This window comes from Paenibacillus doosanensis, from assembly GCF_025060755.1.
In the GTDB taxonomy this organism is placed as follows: domain Bacteria; phylum Bacillota; class Bacilli; order Paenibacillales; family NBRC-103111; genus Paenibacillus_S; species Paenibacillus_S doosanensis.
In genome coordinates, this window is sequence record NZ_JANYUY010000035.1 from 23,887 (window position 1) to 46,693 (window position 22,807).

The window sequence follows — 22,807 nt, forward strand, 5'->3', positions numbered from 1 at the left end:
TAAACGTCGGCAAGAGGAAGGTACATGTGTTTTGCGAGGCTCCGGTTGTCAATTTTTCGCCGATGGGTCGTCCGGATGGATAGGTTGCAGGCTTAAGCTTGCCCGGTAATCTTTCGGCGAATATCCGTAATATTTTTTAAACGTTTTCGTGAAATGGGCATAATCGGCATAGCCGCATTGGAAGGCGACCTCAAACATTTTGCGCGACGAATCCGCCAGCAGCGCCTTGGCCCGCTCCATCCGAAGCTTGGTTACATATTGGGTGAAATTAATGCCTACCGACTGTTTGATGCATTCGCTCGTATAGGATACGGATAAGTTCAACTGATCGGCGACCAGCTGAAGCGATAAATTTTCGTTATAGATGTTCTCTTGAATATACGTTAACGCCTTCTTCATGGTCAGCGCCATTCCATGGCTTCGTACGTTCGCCATCTGCAGCATCCATTCGCTCAGCCGGCGGCGGACCCGAACTTTCCATTCGTCAATCGATTCTTCTTCCGGCAGCGTGATGCCGGCTTGAATGGCTCCTCCCAGATCGGGGGAAACCGCTAGCAGCTCATTGCGGGAAAACGCTAACAAATCGGCGTAAAACGTTTGGTGAACTTCCCGAAAGTCGCCGTAACATCGGGCAATATATTCGTGAACCTCGTCAAGAAGCGCAAGAATGGCCGCGCCGTCCATATCCCGCAGCAGCCGGGACAGCCGCTCTCCCTGCTGCCTGCAATACCAGAGCGACTCCTGACGCCGTTCGCGCAGCATCGTCCGGCGCTCATGCTTGGCGTGGATCTGCTCCAGCATGTCGACTAACCGGTCCGGTACAATGGGCTTTAACAAATAATCGGTCACTCCGTACCGGATCGCTCTTTGCGCATATTCGAATTCGCCGTAGCCGGTCAATATGATGACATCCGTTTCATTCCCCGCTTCGCGCAGAGCGGCGATCAGATTCAAACCGTCCATCACCGGCATGCGGATATCGGTAATGAGCAAATCCGCCGGGTTGGCCTTCATAAACTCCAGCGTGTCCCGGCCGTTCGTAAACGCGCCGATGACTTCCGCCAATCCCGTTCTTTCCATAATGACCTTCAAGCTTTTCTTAATCATCGTTTCATCGTCGGCGATAATCGCTCTCAGCATCCCGTATTCTCTCCTTCGCGTTTGGGCAAACGAACTTCAATCCATGTACCTTCTTGATCCGACTTGACAATGTGCAGCCCGTAAGGAGCGCCGAAGCGCAAGCGTAAGCGCTGATGGACGTTCCACAAGCCGACATGTCCGGATGAATTCGCCCGATCCGGCTCTTGACCGGGCCAATCGGATTCGCTCTCTTTCGCGGAAGCGAACATCCGGTTTAGCCCGTCCATCACATCGGGCTCCATCCCGCCCCCCTTGTCCATAATCAGCAGCCGGTAGCCTTCCGGGGCGGGCTCCCCTGAGATGCCGATAAACTCGGGATAGCGTTCATGCTTATCGTAACCGTGGCGAAACGCATTTTCGACCAGAGGCTGGATCGTCAGGCGTAGCGTTTGAATATGCCGCAAGTCGGCCCGGTTGAATTGAAACTCGACGGTCAGCTCTTCAAACCGCTCTTTCTGAATGTCCAGATAAGTTTGGATATGCGCCATTTCCTCATCCAAGGAAACTTCCTCGCTTCCGCTTGTAATACTGTAGCGAAACAACGCGGCAAGAGAAGTCGCCATTCGGCTGATCGGCATCATATTTTCCAAAATGGCGTATGAATTAATGACTTCCAGCGTGTTATACAGAAAGTGGGGATTGATTTGCGCCTGCATCGATTTGAGCATCGTCTCCCGCTGCTTGATGACAAGCTCCTTCTCCCGGAGCTCGGAAGCGTGGACTTCATTGATCAATCGCTGCAGCTGCTCGACCATCTGGTTGAAGCTTTCGTATAATTCGTACAGCTCATCCTGCTTTCCCTGGGCGACATGCGCCCGGACGAACATCTCGCCGCTGCCCGCCCGCTTCATCAATCTGCGCATATTCGAAAGCGCGTTGGTAAGCCGGAGCGAGAATCCCCCCACGACCAGCAGCGCAATCAAAGAGACGGCCATAAAGACGATGATCGTAACGTTGCGCAGCGAGAACAAATCTCCGGTTAATTCGGCCAGCGGCACCTCCGATATTAACGTCCATTCGGTCAATGGCGACCGTTCGAACACGACGAGCTTTTTCACTCCGGAATCTTCTACAATAAGGGAGCCTTGCTCCTGATTTTTAATGTGCTCGTAATACCAATCGGGTACGGGGCCGCCGATAAGGCTTTGGTCGGGGTGAAGCACAATCGTATCCTCTGCATTCGCAATCCAGGTTAATCCCGTTTGACTGGAGCCGACGCTGCTGATTAAGGCCGATATATCCTTGATGCGAAGATCGATAAGCAGCAATCCTTTGGTGTTCTTTACCGTAAATGCTCTGCTAATGGTGAGAATCGGGCTTTGATTTTCCCAATGGACGCTGTTGTAGCTTACGGTTCGCACGTCCTTCGGTTCGAGCTTGACGATGTCGCGGTTTTTCCAGTAATCCATCGTCGACGACAGATTGGACACCGACATGCCGCTATCGGAATAAATGGAAAATCCGTAAATTTCCTTTTTACCATATATTACCTGATCGATCACTTGATTCTGAATCTGTGCGGTAATGATATACCTTTGGTATTCGTCGTCCGGGGAAAGCTTCATAAAAGCTTCAATCAGCGGATGCGTAATATAAGGAAGCGTGCTGCGCTCCAAATCGTTGAAATAATAATTCAGATATCGATCCGTCTGCTGAATCGATTTCTGAGCGGACGCAACGGCATTGTCTTCAATGACCTGGGTGGAGCGATGATACCACATGGAGCCGAACAAAATAAAGGGGAGCAGGAAGAAGAAAGTAAACAGAAGAATAAATTTGGCACGTATAGAGCTAAATTTGAGCATAAGCAGATTCATGCGCGCTCCACCTCAATAAAAGATTGTCGAATGTCGATAAGCATTACACATTTTATCACACTCCGATTTTTACAGGTAGCTTGTTTTTGTGGTAAAAAAAAGCGTACTTAGCCGCGGGGCTGCGTACGCTTCATTGCTCGTTATTTTTTGTACTGCGCTTTATACCCTTCATTATAAATCTGAATGTATCGCGCCAGATTCATGCTGTCAAGCGTCTTCACATAAGTATCCCATTCCTTGTCGACGGATACGTCGCCGATAATAAACCGCGTCGTGATCTCCTTGACATAATCTTTGATCGTCTTCTCCAGATCGCTAAGCTCCGAGGACTGCAGATCGTCGAAGAAAATGGGCGGAACGGTCTGTTCTTGCTTCGATTTATACGGCTCGTAGTTTTTCTGGGTTTCCTCGTATAGAACGCGCGGAATTTCATTCGGGCCCGCGGCCAGCCCCTCGAACATTTCGCGGGAGAAATGATACGGCGTCGTCTGCATCCAGCTGTTGTTCTGCTGCGTGCCGAAAGCGATCAACCGTATCCAGGCGGCCGGCTTGCCGTTCAGCCCGGTCTCGTTATTGGCCGTCTTCTTCCAGCCTACGCCTTCAGGACCGATGTTGGCCGCTATGCCGATCTCCTGGTTGAAGAGCGCGTCCGCCCAGCGAAAGGCAAGCTCCGGATTTTTCGCCGCCTTCGTAATGAGCAGCCCTCCGCCGTTGAAGCCGTAATACCGATATGGCGATTGCCGCAAGCCGTCGGGTCCTTGCAGCGGGGGCACCGTCTTGTAATGGAGCCATCGCGTGCCCGCTATATTGGAGAACGCTTGAGGGGTGGAGGACGAGATGACGCCGACCCGTTCGTCCCCGTTCTCGACCAGCGCTTTCATTTGATCGTTATTCATGGTGAACGATTCCGGAGCGATGAGCCCTTGGGCATACAGCTTGTTCAAATATTGCAGCCCCTGCTTATAGGCCGGTTTATTAAAGTTGACGTCAATCTCGCCCTTGTCGCCAAAGATCAGCTGATTGGCGTTGTAATCGTTAAGAATAAAGGAATTCAGCAGGAAGCTGTCGACGCCGGTCAGCTTATCCTGCACGCCGCCGATCATCGGAATTTCATCCGCTTTGCCGTTGCCGTTAGGGTCTTGCTCCTTAAACGCCTTCAGCACCTTCTCAAAATCGTCCGTCGTCTTCGGCATCTCCAGATTCAGCTTCTTCAGCCACTCCGTATTGATCCACATTTTTTGCGGCAGCATCGTATGCGGATTGCGGTCAATCGTGCTCAGCGAGTAAATCTGTCCGTCCGGCGCGGTCGTTGCCTGTTTGATTTCGGGATATTTCTCGAATATTTGCTTCGTTTCCACGCCGAACTGATCGATCAGCTTGTTGAGCGGGAGGAAGATGCCCTGCTGTCCGTAAACCATCTGCTGGGCGGGAGAGACGCCGAACCCGACGATGACGTCCGGAAGATCGTTTGCGGCCAGCACGAGATTCAGCTTCTCCTGCCTCTCTTGAGGCGTAGCGAATTGCCACTCCACTTTGATATTGGTTTTCTCCTCGAACCATTTGGTAAATTCGTTGGTTGTATAGTCCTGTACGTAGGGACTTTTTACCGCCAGCACTTTCAGCGTCGTCTTCTCCTTGGCGATCGGAAACGTTCCTGCCGCCGCGCTCGGCTCGGCAGGCGCTTCGGCGGCTTGGCGCGTATCGGCGCCGACTTCTTCCCCGGAGCCCCCGCTGCAGCCGGCCGCCAGCAACAGCATGGATATGGAAATAAATGCAAACTTTTTCATAGTGACCCTCCCTGCATTTTCTTTACCCTTTTAAAGCGCCGATCATGACGCCTCTGACAAAATAGCGTTGGACAAACGGATATACCAGCATCAGCGGAGCCGTAGCTACGACAATTAACGAATATTTCAGCAGATCGGACAACCCGGCGAGCTCCGCCATCTGTTTGGAGTCGCCCATCATGTCCGCGGTGACTTGGCTGCGAATCAAGATTTCGCGCAGAACGAGCTGCAGCGGATACAGCTTGGGATTTTTCAAATACATCAATGCGTTGAAATATTGATTCCAATGCTCGACGCCGTAGTATAGAGCGATCACCGCGACGATCGGTCCCGAAAGCGGCAGCACGACCTTCCATAAAAAGAGCAAATCGTTGCAGCCATCCATTTGCGCCGCTTCCAGCAGCTCGTCGGGAATCGTCGCGTTGAAATACGTTCTCGTAATGACCATGTTCCAAATGCTTACGGCCGTCGGCAGCAGCAGCGCCCAAGGGGTGTCGAGCAAATTCAGATCCTTCACCAGCAAGTAGGTCGGGATTAACCCGCCGTTGAAAAACATCGTGAAAGCAAACAGTCCCATAAACCAGCCTCTGCCCTTAAGATCCCGCCGGGACAGCGGGTAAGCGGCCATGATCGTCAGCACCACGTTAATGAACGTTCCGGCAACCGTATACCCGATCGAAACGGCGATCGACCTGAGCACCGCCGGATCGCGAAATACGGCTTGATATCCTTCCAGACTGAAGCCTATCGGCAGGAGGAGCACCTTTCCGGAAGCGACGGCTTCCTTGGCGCTGAAGGAGGAGCTGACGACGAAGACGACAGGATATAAGACGATCAGCAGAATCAGAATCATGACGGCATAATTGGCCGCGTTAAACAGGCGGTCGCCGCCCGAATCTCTGATGTTCCCCTGTTCCATATGCATCGCCTCCTACCACAGGCTCGATTGGCCGAATTTTTTGGATAGCTGGTTGACCGACATGACGAGGATGAAAGCGATCACATTTTTGAACAGCCCGATCGCCGAAGCGTATGAAAAGTTAGGCACCATCGATTTCAAGCCGGTATTGTACACGTACGTATCGATAATTTCCGAGCTTCGCGTATTCAGCGGGTTTTGCATAAGCAGCACTTTTTCGAAGCCCAGATCGAATATGCGCCCGACGTTGAGAATTAGCAAAATGACGGCGATCGGCATAATGCCCGGCAAATCGATATGCCAAATGCGGCGCAGCTTGGAAGCTCCGTCCATCAGCGCGGCTTCGTGCAGCGCAGGGTCGATCCCGGCCAGCGCCGCAAGAAAGATGATGCAGGAGAAGCCGGTATGCTGCCAGACGTCCGACCATACGTACACCGATTTGAACCAGGCGGCATCCCCCATTACATTCGGCATCTGGAATCCGAGCCATTCGCCGAAGGCGGCCATCGGACCGGTTCTGGGCGACAGAAACTGCATGATCAGCCCTACCATAACGACTACGGAAATGAAATGGGGCGCGTACGTAATCAGCTGCATCAGCTTGCGGAATTTTACATTCGCAATATAATGAAGCCCGAGCGCGAACAGAATAGGGAACGGGAATGTGACCGTCAAATGATAGACGCTGAGCAGCAGCGTGTTTTTCATAATGCGCCAGAAATCGTACGAGTTAAAAAAACGGATAAAATGGTTAAACCCTATCCACGGGCTATCCCAGATGCCTTTGGTGATCGAATAGTTTTTGAAGGCGATCTGCGCTCCGTACATCGGGGCGTAACGAAACAATATCAAGTAAAAAAGCGGAAGAATCAGCAAAAGATACAGCTGCCAGCCTCTAAGCACTTGTCGTGAAATTCGGGCTTTGTTAGTCGGGATCACTCGTCGGAATCACTCCTTACTCGGGAAATCCGCTGCTGCGGCATGTTGACGTCCGGCCGGGACAGCTTTACTATACAAAGCGGGCCGTTCACCCGTAAATAGGAACGTTTTGCAGCATCTGCAGCAATTGATATGAAGCGATGTGCAGCTGCGAAGCATACGTCAATTTTTGTCCGCTTCCCATTTTTCGCTGTTCCGGAAGGCCATGGCGCTGATCCCGACGGATCGTTTGAAGGCGCGCCCGAACGTGCTGGAGGAGCTGTAGCCGACGCTGACCGCGATTTCTCTTACAGGCAGCCCGGTTTGCAGCAGCAATCGTTTGGAATGCTCGATCCGGAGGTTTTCGGTAAATTCAATAAAGTTGATCCCTATCCTTTCCTTGAACAGCCTCGACAGATGCGCCTCTGTTACGTCATAGCGATCCGCCAGCAGGGCAAGCGACAGCTGCGGGTCCGAATAACCGGATTTCACCTGCTCCAAGATGTCGAGGAACCATTGCTGCTGGTGGTCGGCGCGCTGCCGGGCGGCGGCCTCGCACATCGATTCCAGCTTGACCTTGAGCTGCAAGAAATGCGCTTCGATGCTCTCCGCATTATCGGCGGGTTCGTTTAACTCCTCCGCAGCTTGCTGCCCTGCGGGGGATTCGCCGATTTCCGGAAATATTTTGAAGCTGCTGGCCAGCAGATCGAAATAAAACACCTTGAGCATATATACGGGGAGGCTCCGCTGCACGAAATTATGCTGATACAGCTCCTCCAGCAGCGATTGCAGCTGCTCCGTGCGGCCTGTTCTGACGAGGTTGATCAAGCGCGTTTCCATGCTCTCCGGGTAATAGCAGCTTCCCGTATTCGGCGGCAGCTCCCGGAACCAGACGATGCGGCCATCCGTGCTGCGCGCTAACGCCTGCTGAGCCTCCGAGAACGACCGGGCTATGTCCATTCGGCTCGCATATGCGTTTCCGGCCGAGATCACGGCCATAATGCCGCATTCCTGGCGAAGCCTGAGCTGCAGCTGCTCCAGCAGCCGATTAGCCTGCTGGTGTATAAGCCCGGCATCTTCCATGTCGAATTGCATCAGCAGCGCGAGCTTGTCATCATCCACGTCATGAGTAAACAGGTTGTCCGCATCCGATTCATGAGCCAGCTCCCGGGCCAACCGCTTATTGCGGTTCAGCGCCTCAATATCGGCGGTGCGGTAAACGGCCGCCCGCTTCGGGAACGTCACCAGGGCGACCAGGCAGCTTGACCCGACCCACGCGATTCGCGCATGTTCTCTGACCGCTTCCATATCCGCCTCCGACTGAAACTGGCCGCGCAGCAGCCTTTCGAAAAAAGCGGTTCTTAAGAAAGGAAGCTGCCGCTCCATGCTGTCCTGAAGCTCCCTTTGGCTGGCGAGCAGCAGGGCAACGCTCTGATGGATCATGCCGAAGGCTCCCTGGCGCTTCGGGGCCGTCAAGCCGACACTGCCCGAAGCCAGCGTCTGGAGGATCGAGCGGACCGGCTTGCTGCTTCTGTAAGCCATATAGACTCCGATCAGGCAGCTCAGCAGCATAAATAGTAAAAATACGGTCGTCGTCATTTCTTTCATATACGTTATTTTCTTCAGGGCGATTTTGGCGGGCTGAGCCGCAACATACGACCAGCCGTTATAGGATGATGTGGCGTAGGTGACAACCATGTCGTCTTGCCCGACCGTACGGTTCATCACGCCGCTGCCGGCCGGCAGCGGGAGGCGCTGCTCGGGCAGCTGGGCGCCCGGCCCGACGACGCTTGTCAGCAGTTTCCCCTTCTCGTCGGCAATATAGGCCCATCCGCGGTCCGTTCGGAAGCCGTTGAACAGCTTGGTAATTTCGCTATTATGAATCAGCACGAGAACCGTCCCGTTCGGACGGTTGGCATAACCGAATGACCGCATATAGGTCAGCAGCGTTTCTCCGTCCTGCCGTATTACCGGCTCGGCGGGCGTCATATCCCGGTAATGGTACGATTGAACCAGCGATTGCAAATAATGTTGCGGTCTTTCCGGATACCGCACATACTCGGCGAAATCCTCCAGCCTTGCGGTGTAATCGTTGTTCAAGACAAGACCGTTGTTTTTGAACAATATGTAATAGCCGGCAATCAGCTCGTTGGGGCTGTAATAATCCTGAAGCTTGTTTCGCGCTTCAATGGTGCGGTACAAATTCGATGAACTGAAAGGCTCGGCGATTTGCTGCAGTCTCACCACCTTGGGGTCTTCGGTGACGCGCCGAATGAACGTATCGATCGCTTCCCAGCGCTTATCGAGCACATTCATCCCCTGCTCCAGCAGCAAACGGTTGGAGGTCTCCACCTCTTCCCCCAATAGATCCGCCGTGCGGATATACAGCCACACCACGACCATCAGCGACATCGTTAGGACGATAAGCAGCGGGAGTATAAAGCGGATCATCAACAAAGATTCCATCTTCAGGCGCCGTTCTTTGTTCAATATCGTCTCCCCCTTTAATCGAATGGAGCATTGCGGCGCTCCTAAGCGGCATCGCCGGGTTTCTGAACAAAATGCACTCCTTCGTCCGTCGCAAGGAGTGCATTTCGCATTGTGCCCGTTTCCTGCTTACCAAGGAGCGAGTCTTTCCGGGAGCGGATCTGCGGTTTGAGCGATCCGGCGGCACAACCGTTCCATCATCCGTAATTTCTCGCTGGCATGGGCGGAGGAGTGCCATACATTCGTCGTTTCGCCGGGATCGGCGATAAGATCGTACAGCTCCCCGTCGTCCTGCGAATCGTAGAGCACGAGCTTATGCGTATGATCGCGCACCATCAAGCTGTAGCCGCCGGAGAAATTCCCTCTCTTCGTTTCATACGTTTCGCAGTAGATGTCGTCCCGGTGTTCTTCCGTCTCGCCCTTCAGCAGTCCCATGAGAGACGCGCCCTGCATTCCCGGGTAAACCGTCTCCCCGGCCGCTTCCAGGAAGGTGGGCGCCAGATCGACCAGCTCGACAAGGCTGCGGACGCGAACGCCCTGGCGGAAATGCCCGGGCCATGACACGATCAGCGGAACATGCACGGACGGCTCGTAAAAATGCGGACCCTTCAAATAGACGCCGTGGTCGCCGAGCAATTCGCCGTGGTCGGACATAAACACGACGATCGTATTGTCGAGCTGTCCGGTTCGTGCCAGGGCGTCCGTCATTTTGCCGACCTGTTCGTCGATCAGATCGATCATCGCCCAGTAGGCCGCCGTCACATAGCGGCGATCCTGCTCGCTCATCCGGTCAAACGGATACAGGTTCCGATTGCCGTACGCTCCTTGATGGTCCCTGCGCTGATAGCTTGTTTTCGTATCCAGCTCGCCCTCCGTATAGTTCGGCTCCGGGATTCGGTCAAGCATGCCAAGATACTTGTTCAAATGGCTCTCGGGTGGATCGAACGGATGATGCGGCGCAAATATATTGACCGAGAACAGCCAGGGCCGCTCTCTTCCTTCATGCGCTTCAATAAACTGAATTGCCTTCTCGGCGCACCAAGCGGCTTGATGATCCTCGGCATCGGGGCCGCAAACGACATGCTCGCATGCTTCGACCGCCCTTGCCGCGTACGATTTCCCTTTGGCTTTCAGCCAATGGCTGTACTCGTTGCTGGCCCATTGATCCGCAGGATGATGCGACCAGTGGAACATATCGTATCCGTCGTCGATGCGCCGCTCGGTTCCATGGCATACGCTCGGGTGGCATGCGCTCAAATGGAGCTTCCCGGCCAGGCCGCAGCTGTACCCTGCGTCATGCAGCAGCTTCGTGACAAGCCGCTCCCGTTCCGGGATATTTTGGCCGTTCTTGCGCAGCCCCGTCGTTTTGGGATACCTTCCCGTCAAAAAACTGCCCCGGCTGGGCGCGCATACCGTTGAGTTACAATAGGCCCGCTCGAACAGCACCCCGTTCGCCGCCAACCGGTCGATGTTAGGCGTATCCACGTACGAATTGCCGTAGCAGCCTAATGTGTCGAATCGCTGTTGATCCGTACAAATCCACAAAATATTCGGTTTCGTCATGCTTTTCAGCTCCTGACTGTGTGAAATTGGTTTGACCGCCGCTGCCGCTGTGGTAAACGCTTTCATTTCTGCTGTATTCGGCTCTACCTTCAGCTCCTTCAAGCCTTGAGAGGGCGGAATTTCCCCGCCGATTTCCTTCAGCCAGCTTTTTATCGACTCATGCTGCTTTTTCAGCTGGTCCGGCTGCCGATCGGCGACATTGAACGATTCCGTCTCGTCTTTCTCCAAATTATACAGCTCGGCGGAGCGATCGTCCAAATATTCAATCAGCTTCCAGTCGCCCGCGCGATGGGCCACCGAAGACCTGCCGCCCAGAAAATGCTCCTTGTTCAGCGGATAGTGCCAGTAAAACTGCCGTTCCGCTTGTCCGGACGGCGGCGTCTCTCCCTTCAGCCAAGAAACGATGGATACCCCATCCAATAGATGACTCTCGGGAGGCTTGTAACCGATAATTTCCGCAAACGTCGGATAAAAATCCAAATTAATGGTCGGCTCATGGCAGACCAGCCCGCCGCGCACGATTTCGGGCCAGGAAACGACCAGCGGTACCCGCAGACCGCCCTCGTAGGTCATCGATTTGCCTCCGCGCAAATGGCCGTTCACCGTAATATTAGCCTCGCCGCCGTTATCGCTTGTAAAGACGATGAGGGTGTTCCGGTCCAGACCGAGCTCTTCCAAGGTTCGCCGGATCATCCCGACGCCGTCGTCGATAGTTCTGAGCATAGCGGCCAGCACCGGATTGTCCCGTTTCGTCCGGTTTAACGGCTCGCCCAGCTGCTCGCGCGCGCTTTCCTTCCGGACAAAATAGTCGACATCCTCCGGTTTGCCGGCCAAATCCGTATGTACGGCATAATGACTAAGATATAAGAAGAACGGCGCGTTATGATTCCGCTTAATAAACTGAACGGCCTCGTAATTCATCCGGTCCACCAAATATTCATTGTCGCCGAGCACCGGCTCGATCGAAGGATCGACCCGATTGTACGGATGGAAATAGCTGCCCCCGGCAATGCCGACTTGCTCCGAGAGAATAACTTCTTCGAAGCCGTATTGATCCGGGCCGTGCTTAACCCCCTGCTCGTCGTAACCGGACAGATGCCATTTCCCTATAATCCCGGTATGATAGGACGCCTGCCGGAACATTTGGGCCATCGTCACCATATGCGGGTCTAGCCGAAACTCCGTATCGTCCGGAAGCTCGTGATCGGCAAAGGAAGCAAGCTCCGGATTCAGAGGAAGATACCACTCGCTGTCCGGCCTCAGATAGTCCGTAATTCCGTTGCGCGGCGGCACTTGCCCCGTGAGCAGCCCGGCGCGGGACGGACTGCAGACAGGGGCGCTGGCATAAGCGGCCGGAAAGCGTACGCCTTGCTTCGCCAGCACATCGATATGAGGCGTTTCATTGTACGTGTTGCCGTAGCAGCCAAGCTCGCCCCAGCCCAAATCGTCAACCAATATGAAAATGACATTCGGTTTGCCGTTACTCTTGTTTTCGAGCTCCATCCCTGTACGAACTCCCTTTCTGTTTTAAAAAGTTGGGGTGCCACGCTTTCAAATCCTCACCCATTCTAAAGCATAAAGCAGCCCGCGCTCTTACGTAAATAAGCGATTGTTGATATCGGTGTGCATTAGATGATATCGCGGATTTGCTTCGTTTGCACAGTGTGCATTTTTTGCGCCGGCGCCCGTCCCGCCCCAAATAGGAAAAGGAGAGCATCTTCACAGATGCTCTCCCCGGTTCCGGCTTGTCCTTTAGCGAATCCCGCTAACGCCGGCGCTTAGCAAGGTTCTCTTCAGTTCCTCCTTCAGTTCTTCCGATACCGCCTTTCCCGATCGAACCAATTCGTAAGAAGCTCGGCAAGCGTTCCAAGCCTTAGGTTGATTCGGAATTTTCATGGAGCCGATAAATTGGATAAACTCGCGCACCCCGGCATCGTTTAAATTGCCGCCCAGCCTCTTGACGGCACCCTGAATCTTTGCAGGCTTAACAAATTGATGATAAATCCTGAAGCAATTCAAAACGATAATGACTACCAGCAACAGAATCCACCAAATGGGCAAATGATGCATAGAAACGATCCCTCCAACGGTTTAATAGGATAGTTGGTAACGAAACGCTACATTTCGTCCATATACTCTTTTTTGAAGATCAGCGTTTCCTCGCCGGTTTCCCTATGCGTCGTTTGATCTTCGGTTTGAGTGACTTCAATGTCGTATACAACCTTGCAATACAGTACAGGAGCGACATCGGGATAAGACTCCAGCTTCTCCATCGGCATTCCTACCCCTTCCATTAATCTGCCGTCGAAGTATTCATCCGGCGGCGACCAGTACGGCGTTTGATCGTCAAAGCGGTTATCTTTGGATATATACACTTTCACATCTTTCCAGGCAACTTTTTCGCCGAGAACCAGAGGGTACAGTATATAATGGGAGTGGGTGTGCGTGCCGTCGGCTTTCGGCCGCAAGGTTGCTCTGTATTCCCATCTCTTTCCCGTGACGTATACAAACTTGGTGCCGGAAGGATGCTTTTCCTGATGAATAACCGCGCCGTCGGCGGCTGTTTTCGGATACCTGACATCGGGCTGCCACTTGGGTAAAGACGCGGACGCGGCTGCCCTTGCTTGCTGCGCTTCCGCTTCTTCTATGCTTAATTTCGTCCTGACGTCCTCAAGCGTCATGATCGGCGATGCCGAATTAATATGGGATACGGTTAGTTCCATATGGATATTTCGGGCATTGCCGTTTACTGCGGAATTGGAATCTACAACCATTCCGCTCAAATATCCCGTATCCTTGCTGAGAACGATTTGAAAGTTGGCTTCAGCGCTCATTTGATTTTGTTTTCCGGTCGCGCCGACGAACGAGCTGCTTACCGACGGGGTTTTTCCGGTAATGGTCACATGCTGTTGATCCTCGTTTACCGCAAGGTCCTGCAATCCGTCCAATTGGATCGTTTGCCGCAAATCGAACGCCGGCTTATCCAAATGAACATTGGTTTGAACCGGGTCGAACCGGGTTTCGCTCTTCTTGCTCCATTGATCGTAGGGAAACGTATTATACGTTTCTGCCATACCGTTGCTGAATCGCATCAGCGATTGTTTGCCCTTACCCGCATCCATATAAATGGACATCTCTTGTTTATCGATATGTTGAATCATGATTTGCTCTGTCGTCGGCCCCGATGAGCCTTTCGCACGCACAGTCGCCTCGAAGCTGGTCACACGGCTCATCTTGTCCGCGGCTTGCTTCAGCAGCGTTTCGGCACGATCTTTCTCGCTCATCCCGCTTACCGCCAATGCCGGCGTATCGGCCGCTTGCTCGCCGGTACAGGCGCTGAGCAGGCTGACCGGGCCGATCGTCATTAGCAGCAGCAAGGCGGTTGTCTTCAGCCTAAGCACCAAGTATCCCCTCGCCCTAATCATTTATTTTGACAAAATCTGTACATTTATGCGCAAGTTCAGTATGCTAAAAGTACCATTACACAAGCATTACAATGTAGTACAAAAGTCGCTGGCACGAGGGGATCGCATTTGACGCAAATGTTTAACATCGACAGAAACGGCACACCAATTTATTACGACTATCGGCGTTCGGAGGCGGACACCGAGGAAGTCGTCATCTTATTGCACGGAAACGGCGTGGATTCGCAGTCCTGGTTTCAAATTACGGATGGCTTAGCGGAGAACTATCATCTCCTGCTGCCGGATTTCCCGGGGTATGGCCGAAGTCCGTCCCAAACGAAGCTTCCTTCGTGGGAGGAGCTGTGCGAGGATTTAATAGCGCTGACCAGATATCTGGGACTGGAGCGGTATCATCTTATCGGACATGATTTGGGAGGCAATCTTGCGGTCATTTTTGCCAACCGGTTTCCCCATCTTGTCCGCACGGTTTGTTTGATTTCAACCCCTTGTTTTTTTCCGGTTGAGGAAACCCGTACCTATATCCAATTCAGGAAGAACCTTGTGCAAAAATTCGGCAAAGAGAAGCTGATCTCGCATGTGCTGCCTAACATTACGCTGCACAATCATACCGCTCAAGCATGGGGAGTCGTCTACAGCGGGCTCAGGGCATGCTCGTTGGACATGCATTTTCACTGCTGCCATTTGGTTGTGGACACCGATTGGATTTCCGAGCTCAAACGATTAAGCATGCCGGCGCTCGTGATGTCCGGAGAGAACGATTCGTTATTTACGCCGTACAGCTCATTGGTTGCCAGCGGGTTTATTCCCCGTTCGGAATATGTCAACATTCTTGATGCGTCCAACATGGTTTTTATCGACCAGCCGCAGGAAACGTTAAGGCATATAAGGCGCTTTTTAACGAAGTCCGACGGTTTCGCGGCCGAATCGAGCGATGAATTGAAACAGATGCATAAAAAAATGAAGGAACGGTTCGCGCAATCTCCTTTTCCGCACCCTGCTCCCGTTCTTACGATGAAGCTTCTGGGTCAATTTTCCATTCGCCTCAACGAGCTGCCGATGGAATATGGTTGGAACCAACGATTCGCTAAAACGCTGATTTTGTATTTGACCTTCTACAGAAAAGTATCGCGCGACCAGCTGCTTGACGATCTGTGGCCGGACAAAAACCTGCTTAGCGCTCAAAACCAGCTGCGGGTCAGTCTAAATTACTTGAAAACATTGTTCTCGCAGCACGGCTGTTCCTCTATCATTACATCGGATCGTGAATATATCGCCCTGGAGGCCGACGTGCATTGCGATATTTATGAGCTGTACCGGGTACTAATGAACGACCGCATCGAAGAAAACCGGGACCGTCTGGAAGACGCCCTGTTTCGTTATGCCGAAGTGATTCGCAGCCATCATTATTTAATCGGCTATTCCGACGATTGGTCGGTGCGGTTAAAGGAGCAGATTGCCGCCCGTATGCAGCTGTCGGCTGAGCGTTTAAGCCGCTATTACGAGCAGCTGGGGGATCGGAGCATGTCCGCCGCCTTTCAACAAATGATCTGAAAGGAGCTTCAGGGCCTTGGCTGTGTCGATCAGTCTCTCAAGGCCCGTCCCTTTCGCGTCCGAACATCTGGAGCGCCTCAAATATGAGGGATCTTCACGGTCACCGTAGTTCCATAACCGATCCGGCTTTCGATCTCCACCCCGTAACCTTCTCCAAACAGCAGCTTGATGCGGTTATTAATATTGGACAGACCGATACTTTTCCCGGCCGCGCCGGTTTCCGCTTTCTCCGAATAGTCCGAATTCAGCTTCGCTTTAATACGTTCAAGCTCATCGATATGTATCCCTTTGCCGGAATCGAATACTTGAAAACATACGTCTCCGCTGGCATCTATATGGCCGCTGACACGAAGATGTCCTCCCGCGTCCATTCTCTCCAGTCCGTGATAGACCGAGTTTTCAACGATGGGCTGCAGTATCATTTTGGGTGTTTTCATGTTCAGCAGCTGTTCATCGACATGCATTTCCATCGAAAACTTGTTTTCATATCGAATGGAAATAATGTTCATATAGGCCTTAATGCATTGAATTTCTTCGCTAATCAGAACAAGATCGTCTTTTTTGACGCTATATCGGAATATTTTGGACATACAAGAAGTGATTTGCGCTATTTCCTTACTGCCGTATTCCAGTCCGATACTGCTTATGCAATTTAACGTATTATAAAGGAAGTGAGGATTGATTTGGCTCTGTAGGGCGGAAAATTCAGCCTGCTTTTTGCTGAGCTCCGACTCATACAATCTTGCCTGCGTATTGAATATATTTCTGGTCATTTCTTCCATTTTGTCGATCATGTTGTTAATGGCAAACGCCAAAACGCCGACTTCATTGGTTGAGCGCACCTTGATCCTGAAGCCCATGTCTCTTTCACCGATTTTTCTCATATCGGCTACCAGGCCCATCACAGGCCGCGTCAGATTGTTCAAGAAAAAATATCCCATGGTCATCATGCTGAGAATAATGCCGATTCCCGCTATAATACTCATATTCCGGATGGCGTTCATGTCCGTTGTTAATTCATGAACCGGAATCACGCTGACTATGCTCCATCCGTCCGCCTGCTCCAGGCCTTTTTCCTGAACGATGACGTCCTCCCCGTTGATGCTGGTTTTGACCCCGTTGGTTAAAGTGTCCCTGTCTACAGAAAGAATATCTTCGAATAAGATGCCGCGGGAATTTGCATTATTGGAGGCAATGACCTCATTTCGGCTGTTTAGTATATATAATGTGGAGTGAGGCGTCAGCTCGGTATTTTCAACAAGCTGCTGAATTTTCTCCGTATTCACCATAACGGATATATAGCCTGTTCGTTGCGAGAAATAAACGCCGCCAATCGACTCGATAATCGGTTCTATATAAAAGAAATATTCGCTTCCTGTTTTTTCGTCTTTTAATATATGTGTGAACGTTCCTTTTTCCGCGGACACGCGATCATTTTTATATGTATTGATAAATTGGTCATATTGATTTTTAAAGAAAATATCGCCGTTGGCCGTAGTTAAACTGTAAACTCGCCGATTTTGGTTGTCATTAATCACAATGCCGTTCACATAAGAATTGAAGGATCTCATATATTCCAATAAGTCGATAACGTAATTGCCTATATCAAAGTCCCGCTTGAAGTCATCGTCCGCAATGGTAAATTCCTGTATTTTTTTATTGTTAACAGCGATGTTCGTGCTGATTTTGATATCGTTAAACACGGAATCTATCTTTTGGCGGGTTTGTTCGATGATTTTATTCCCGTAATTGGCCGCTCTTTGCTGGGTTAAATTATAAAAGCTATAATAGAAGTAAAACTCCATGGCGGTAAATATAATGACCGAAAATAAAAATATGAGCAATATTTGATGCTTGAGCTTCAGTCTGCTGATCTGCAACTTCCCCACTCCGATCCGGCAAATCCATACCCGACCGTTAACTTTTTCTGAATCTGGTAGGAGTTACCTCGCATTGTTTCTTGAATACCTTATTGAAATAATAGTAATCCATATATCCCACTTTGGTCGCAATGTCTTCAATGGACCATTCCGTATGCTTCAACAGCTCGCAAGCTTTTTTTATTCTCAATTCGGTTACATATTCGGAAAAGGTTTTGCCCAAATTTTTCTTAAATAGCTGGCAGCAATAGACCTGATTGATAAAAAATTGGGCCGATAAATCTCTAAGGTACAGTCTTTGTTGGAAATTATTGTCAATATATTTGATCATCTGGGCAAAATGAGAGTGGATATCTCCTTCGTTCGCAGGCTGGTCGTTCAGCTGCTTTATATATAGAAAAATATCGTATAAAAAACTGCATAAGGACTCAAAGTTTTCAAAGCGCTCCTTCAGCTCAGAGTAATTCAGAAAATCAAGTTCCATATCTCGCAGCTCTTCGTAACAGGTGCCAAGCAATACGCTGACCACTTGATTCCATAAATAAACAACCTCTCCCATACCCAAGTTATGTTGTTTGAAGAACGGCTTAAGCCGATGAACGATGTCGTCCATGTCTTCAAAGCTTTTCTCTTGGATCATCAAGGAGATTTTATCTATTAACGGTTTGACCGTATTTATTTTGGGTTCATATGCAAATAGACCTTCTTCTTCATGTATAAATATTTTTGACGCTGCGATATCCGCTTCCTTGATCAGCTTCGAAATAGGTTGATAGCTGTTAGAAATACTACTGAGACCTACCGCTTTACGATCCGAACCCGTGACAACCGCAGAATCCAAGATTTTCTCCAAATCGGATTGTTGTTCACTTTTGCAAATATACAATGTCTTTTTGGACCCGAATTCAACTTCCAACGTATGACTGCTATCGAATAGCTTGAGACGGCTGTCACTCTTTTTCTCGCTATGGGAATAAACGATCATGACGCGGTAGTAACATTCGGCGGCGCTGCCGAAAAGCGGAGTCAGGCGCTCTAATTCGCTTTTATCCGTTGAGGTGAGGGCCTCCAGGATAAGGTTATTTTTAACGCTTCTCTTTTTAGAAAAATGCAATGCCAGCTTCTCAATTAACGGATCTGCCAGCTCCATATCGATTGGCTTCAGAAAATAATCCAATGCGCCGAACCTTAAAGCCTCCTGTGCGTACGCAAACTCGGCGAAACCGCTTACAACAACGAATTCAACGTCCAATTCCTGCTCTTTGGTCATCCTCATCAGGTCGAGACCTGAAATTTCGGGCATTCTTATATCTGTAAAAACCAGGTCGGGACGCTTCTCGCATATAAACTCCAATGCCTTATGGGCGCTTGTAAATTGTCCTGTTATCTCGAAGCCGTATTGATTCCAGTTAAATACATTCCGTATTCCTTTGATCGCCCACGGTTCGTCGTCTACAATAATAACACTATACATAAGTACCCCCCTGAAAACCTTATTCTAGATTTTAAACCTTTGCCGGAGAGATAACAAGGCAGCCCCGAGTCCATGATGGCGAGTCCCGCCTTCATCTTTCCTTCCATCCAATTCATATAAGCCGCTGAGATGTCAACGGCCTATATGCATAGGGATGGTTACTTTTTATTCGATTGCATGGCCTTGTAGATTTTCACATTCTCATCCATAACCGCCTTGCCGCCTGCCGCCATATACTCCTCGACCAGCTTATCATACAAGCTGTCGAATTCGGCAGGCTTGCAGACGATCAGCTTATCCGTCATTTGGTTGCCCATATCCGAAAGCGTTTTGCCGTACTTAATATTGGACTCGTTCGGCGTATCGAAGAAGAAGGCCGTATAAGTATCCATAGTATTGATTTTGTAGGATTGTTTGGCAACCTCTTCAAGTCCCGGCGCCGATGCAGCCAAAGCCTTAATGTTTTTCTCAGGGTCGCCGAGCTCCACGCCGTTTACAACCAACGTGTAATCCAGATTCAGATAACTGGTTTGCATGTTGTCCCCGGTTTGATTGATCACCTGCGGAATGCCGTCCGCCATCTTGTGATTCACGCCCTCCTGCCCGTATTGCAGGAAGAATAACACGTCGGGATTGGACATCCAGTTCAGGTACTTAATCGCCAGCTCTGCATTTTTACTGCTCTTGGGGATAAAGACATTGACTCCATTTTCGTTATAGGCGATTTTCTTATACTTGCCTTCATCATTTTTAAATGTGTCGATAGGAACAAAGTTGGCGTCAGGCGCATTTGCCTTTAAGGACTCGCTGATATTTTGCCTTAACGGGTAATCCCAGTTGGCGCTGAAGAATCCGACTTTGCCGTTTGTAACGTCGGCGTCCGCTTGCTTGGCCGTTTTATCCAAGGCAAAATCGGGGCTGATTAATTTTTCGTTATAAAGCTTGTTGAGGAACTTTAGCGCATCCTTGTTGCCGGGTCTCAGCCAGCCCGGGGCTGTCACGAATTCTTCCTCCGACTGTTTGCCCCAGAAAGATTCGGATACATTACCAAAGCTGTAATTCATCCCGGTTGCGGCCACGCCCCAAGGGATCACCCCATCCACGCCGCCGGGATTTTTATCCCTGAACGCCACTAAAGCATTGTACAGTTCATCCCTGTTGGTAGGAACCGGCATTCCCAATTTATCGAGCCAATCTTTTCTAATAAACATCCCGATCCAGGCCAGTGAAGTCCTCTTGGCGGGAATCGCCATCTGTTTCCCGTTAAACACGCCGTAGGAAAGAACGGTCTTCCCTAAATAATTCGTTAATTCCTTGCCATCCTTAGCCAGTATATCATCCAATTGCATAATGCCGTTGATTTTGGCGTATCTCGACACGGTAGCGCTGTCATAGGTAAACGAGATATCGGGAGCCTCGCCTGCCGCCATCAATACATTCAGCTTATCGATTTCTTGCGACCTCGGTACCGGAACGAATTTAACGATAGCATTGTTCGGCTTGCCGAAATGCTCGTTGATATACCTTGTCCAAGTATTGTTGTTCAAGTCCGGCTGTCCCTGGATTCCCCTGTCAAATACTTCGACCGTTAGTGTAACCGGCGGGCCGGAAGCCGCTGTATCTGTTGGTGACGCTGACTGGCTTGCCTTGGGGTCATCGCCTCCGCATCCGGCCAATGCGCTTGTTAATAGCGTCAAGACTGGCAATAAAACCAGCGCTTTTTTAGTTTTCATGTTTAAACCCTTCCTTTATCGTCGTAGTTATTGGATGAGAAAGACGTCCCTTACATCATGATCCAGCCCGCCTGAGCGGAATATCCCCCCTTTCCATACGAAACGCCGCTGCGGTCATCCCTTAATCGCCCCTGTCATGACACCATCCACAAAATATTTTTGAAGCTTAGGGTACGCTACTAAGATCGGGATCGTTGCAAACATGACGCTCGCCGCTTTCAGCGATTCAGGAACAATATAGGCACCGAAGCTGCCCTCGCCTTGCTGGGTATCCAGCTGTTGATTCGCCGTTATGATTTGGTACAGCTTTAATTGCATCGGATACAGGTTCTTATCGGTAATATAAAAAAGCGCATCCTGAAACCCATTCCATCGATCCACCGCGTAAAACAGGCTTAACGTCGCTATAGAAGGCAAAGATAGCGGAAGGACAATTCGTACAAGAATCCCCAGCTCATTGCAGCCGTCGATGGCCGCCGATTCTTCCAGGCTTTCCGGAAGGGAGGAGAAAAAGGTTTTTAAGATGATCATATTGAACACGCTCATAGCGCCGGGCAAAATCAAGCTCCATACGGTGTTTGTGAGTTCCAGGTTTTTCACCAGAATATAGCTGGGGATCAATCCTCCGCTAAAATACATAGTAAAGACCATCATTGTCAAAATGGAGTTTCTGCCCTTTAACCGCTTCTTTGTAAGCGGATACGCCGCACATGCCGTTAAAAACATACAGATGGCGGTATACAAAATAGTCAGCACAATGGTATACCCCAGCGTATAGATCATCTCCATATCGCTTAAAATCGTTTTATAGGTTTCCAATGTAAAGCCTACCGGCCACAGAGAAACCTTCTGCGAAATAATTGCATTATTGGAGCTGAGAGACAGCGCAATCATATATAAAAATGGAACAAGACAAGTAATGGCGACTCCGGTTACGATGAAAATAATGAATGCGTCAACGAAATTCACTTTTTGCTTTTTGCTCAAACGTAGCACGTCCCCTCACCAAATTCCCTGTTCGCCGATTTTTTTGGCAATACAATTCGCTGCCACCAAAAACACCAGCCCTACCACAGATTGAAACAACCCGACCGCTGTTGCCTGCGAGAAGTCCCCGGACCCGATTCCCACCCTGTATACAAAGGTGCTTATCACATCGGAGTATTCGCTTACAAGAGAGTTTCCCATAACAAACGGCCGGTCAAACCCGATCGAGAGCATCCTTCCGATTTGCAGGATGAGCAAAATAATGATTGTAGGCTTAATTCCAGGCAAAGTAATATGCCATATTTTACGAAGTCTGCTGCATCCGTCCATATCCGAAGCTTCATATAATTCCTTGTTAATTCCGGTAATTGCCGCCAAATAGATGATTGTGCCCCATCCCGCGCTTTGCCAGACCCCGATCAGCACGTACATGATCAGCCAGTTCGTTTTTTGAGACAGAAACTCGATATGGCCAAAGCCAAGACCGGTTAAGACGCTATTGGCGATACCCGCCGAAGAAAACATCAGGTAGACCATGCCTCCGATAATGATCCAGGACAAAAAATGCGGCAAATATAAAATCGTTTGCGTTATTTTTTTAAACCTTGCATACCGGAGCTCATTCAACAAAACGGCCAGTAGGATGGGAGCCGGGAAACCCGCTACCAAATCGAGAAAGTTCAATGCAAGCGTATTGATCAGAGCGCGGTAAAAGCTTTTTTGCTGAAAAATGAATTGGAAAACGTCAAGCCCGACCCACTCGCTCCCGCTAATCCCCTCAAAAATGTTATAGTCCTGAAAAGCCATCAATATCCCGTAAATGGGAGCATATTTGAATATGATCATATACGCCATGGGCAGCAGCAAGAGAAAATATAATAAAGAATCTTTTTTGATGGTTTGTGCGAAACCGTGTTTTCGTTTTTTTTCGATGATGCCGGCAGGTTCTCTATGGCCGCTTAAAACCGCTTTCACATTTATCATCCCTCTTTTTAATGAAGTTTTAACATGGTGCTGCTCCCGCTGATCCGGCCGAATTCCAATGGGAAGCTGCCTCGGATGTCATGTAAATAATTATACTCTCAGCCATGTTGAATAAAATGTAATTATTTAAAAGAATTTTGTA

Annotated in this window: 15 protein-coding genes; 1 reads left to right on the forward strand and 14 read right to left on the reverse strand. The window is 50.3% G+C overall.

Annotation, left to right across the window (positions count from 1 at the left end; translation table 11 throughout):
• Positions 1–48 precede the first annotated feature (48 nt).
• The 9 genes from N0M98_RS22060 to N0M98_RS22100 all read right to left on the reverse strand — a co-directional run bounded on the left by N0M98_RS22060 (position 49) and on the right by N0M98_RS22100 (position 14,032).
• Positions 49–1,140: a response regulator gene (locus N0M98_RS22060; RefSeq protein WP_259619166.1), complete on the reverse strand. Its 1,092-nt coding sequence runs from the start codon at positions 1,138–1,140 to the stop codon at positions 49–51.
• Positions 1,134–2,957 carry a sensor histidine kinase gene (locus N0M98_RS22065; protein ID WP_259619167.1) on the reverse strand — a complete coding sequence of 608 codons (1,824 nt, stop codon included), beginning with the start codon at positions 2,955–2,957 and terminating at the stop codon, positions 1,134–1,136. The genes N0M98_RS22060 and N0M98_RS22065 overlap by 7 nt, the downstream gene beginning before the upstream one ends.
• A gap of 140 nt (positions 2,958–3,097) precedes the next feature.
• Positions 3,098–4,744 carry an extracellular solute-binding protein gene (locus N0M98_RS22070; protein WP_259619168.1) on the reverse strand — a complete coding sequence of 549 codons (1,647 nt, stop codon included), beginning with the start codon at positions 4,742–4,744 and terminating at the stop codon, positions 3,098–3,100.
• A gap of 22 nt (positions 4,745–4,766) precedes the next feature.
• On the reverse strand, positions 4,767–5,663 hold the full coding sequence (locus tag N0M98_RS22075) for a carbohydrate ABC transporter permease (protein WP_259619169.1): 897 nt from the start codon (positions 5,661–5,663) through the stop codon (positions 4,767–4,769).
• A gap of 12 nt (positions 5,664–5,675) precedes the next feature.
• Positions 5,676–6,491, reverse strand: coding sequence for an ABC transporter permease (locus tag N0M98_RS22080; protein WP_249866221.1), 816 nt, complete (start codon positions 6,489–6,491; stop codon positions 5,676–5,678).
• A gap of 273 nt (positions 6,492–6,764) precedes the next feature.
• On the reverse strand, positions 6,765–9,071 hold the full coding sequence (locus tag N0M98_RS22085) for an AraC family transcriptional regulator (RefSeq protein ID WP_259619170.1): 2,307 nt from the start codon (positions 9,069–9,071) through the stop codon (positions 6,765–6,767).
• Positions 9,072–9,197: 126 nt separating this feature from the next.
• Positions 9,198–12,134 carry a sulfatase-like hydrolase/transferase gene (locus N0M98_RS22090; RefSeq protein ID WP_259619171.1) on the reverse strand — a complete coding sequence of 979 codons (2,937 nt, stop codon included), beginning with the start codon at positions 12,132–12,134 and terminating at the stop codon, positions 9,198–9,200.
• A 249-nt stretch (positions 12,135–12,383) separates the two neighbouring features.
• Positions 12,384–12,701: a hypothetical protein gene (locus tag N0M98_RS22095; RefSeq protein WP_249864596.1), complete on the reverse strand. Its 318-nt coding sequence runs from the start codon at positions 12,699–12,701 to the stop codon at positions 12,384–12,386.
• Positions 12,702–12,748: 47 nt separating this feature from the next.
• Positions 12,749–14,032: a hypothetical protein gene (locus N0M98_RS22100; protein ID WP_259619172.1), complete on the reverse strand. Its 1,284-nt coding sequence runs from the start codon at positions 14,030–14,032 to the stop codon at positions 12,749–12,751.
• Positions 14,033–14,173: 141 nt separating this feature from the next.
• On the opposite strand from N0M98_RS22100, the gene N0M98_RS22105 reads away from it, so the two are divergent.
• Entirely contained in the window at positions 14,174–15,607 is a 1,434-nt protein-coding gene (locus N0M98_RS22105; protein WP_259619199.1) for an alpha/beta hydrolase, read from the forward strand.
• Between the two features lie 77 nt (positions 15,608–15,684).
• On the opposite strand, the gene N0M98_RS22110 is transcribed toward N0M98_RS22105, so the two are convergent.
• The 5 genes from N0M98_RS22110 to N0M98_RS22130 all read right to left on the reverse strand — a co-directional run bounded on the left by N0M98_RS22110 (position 15,685) and on the right by N0M98_RS22130 (position 22,656).
• Positions 15,685–17,487: a sensor histidine kinase gene (locus N0M98_RS22110; protein ID WP_375295533.1), complete on the reverse strand. Its 1,803-nt coding sequence runs from the start codon at positions 17,485–17,487 to the stop codon at positions 15,685–15,687.
• Between the two features lie 37 nt (positions 17,488–17,524).
• A complete protein-coding gene (locus N0M98_RS22115) occupies positions 17,525–18,961 on the reverse strand; it encodes a response regulator transcription factor (RefSeq protein ID WP_259619174.1) in 1,437 nt (478 codons plus the stop codon).
• A gap of 158 nt (positions 18,962–19,119) precedes the next feature.
• Complete coding sequence (locus N0M98_RS22120) at positions 19,120–20,694, reverse strand: extracellular solute-binding protein (protein WP_259619175.1); 1,575 nt, start codon at positions 20,692–20,694, stop codon at positions 19,120–19,122.
• 114 nt (positions 20,695–20,808) lie between these two features.
• Positions 20,809–21,681: a carbohydrate ABC transporter permease gene (locus N0M98_RS22125; protein ID WP_375295534.1), complete on the reverse strand. Its 873-nt coding sequence runs from the start codon at positions 21,679–21,681 to the stop codon at positions 20,809–20,811.
• A gap of 15 nt (positions 21,682–21,696) precedes the next feature.
• On the reverse strand, positions 21,697–22,656 hold the full coding sequence (locus N0M98_RS22130; protein WP_375295535.1) for an ABC transporter permease: 960 nt from the start codon (positions 22,654–22,656) through the stop codon (positions 21,697–21,699).
• Positions 22,657–22,807: the final 151 nt, after the last annotated feature.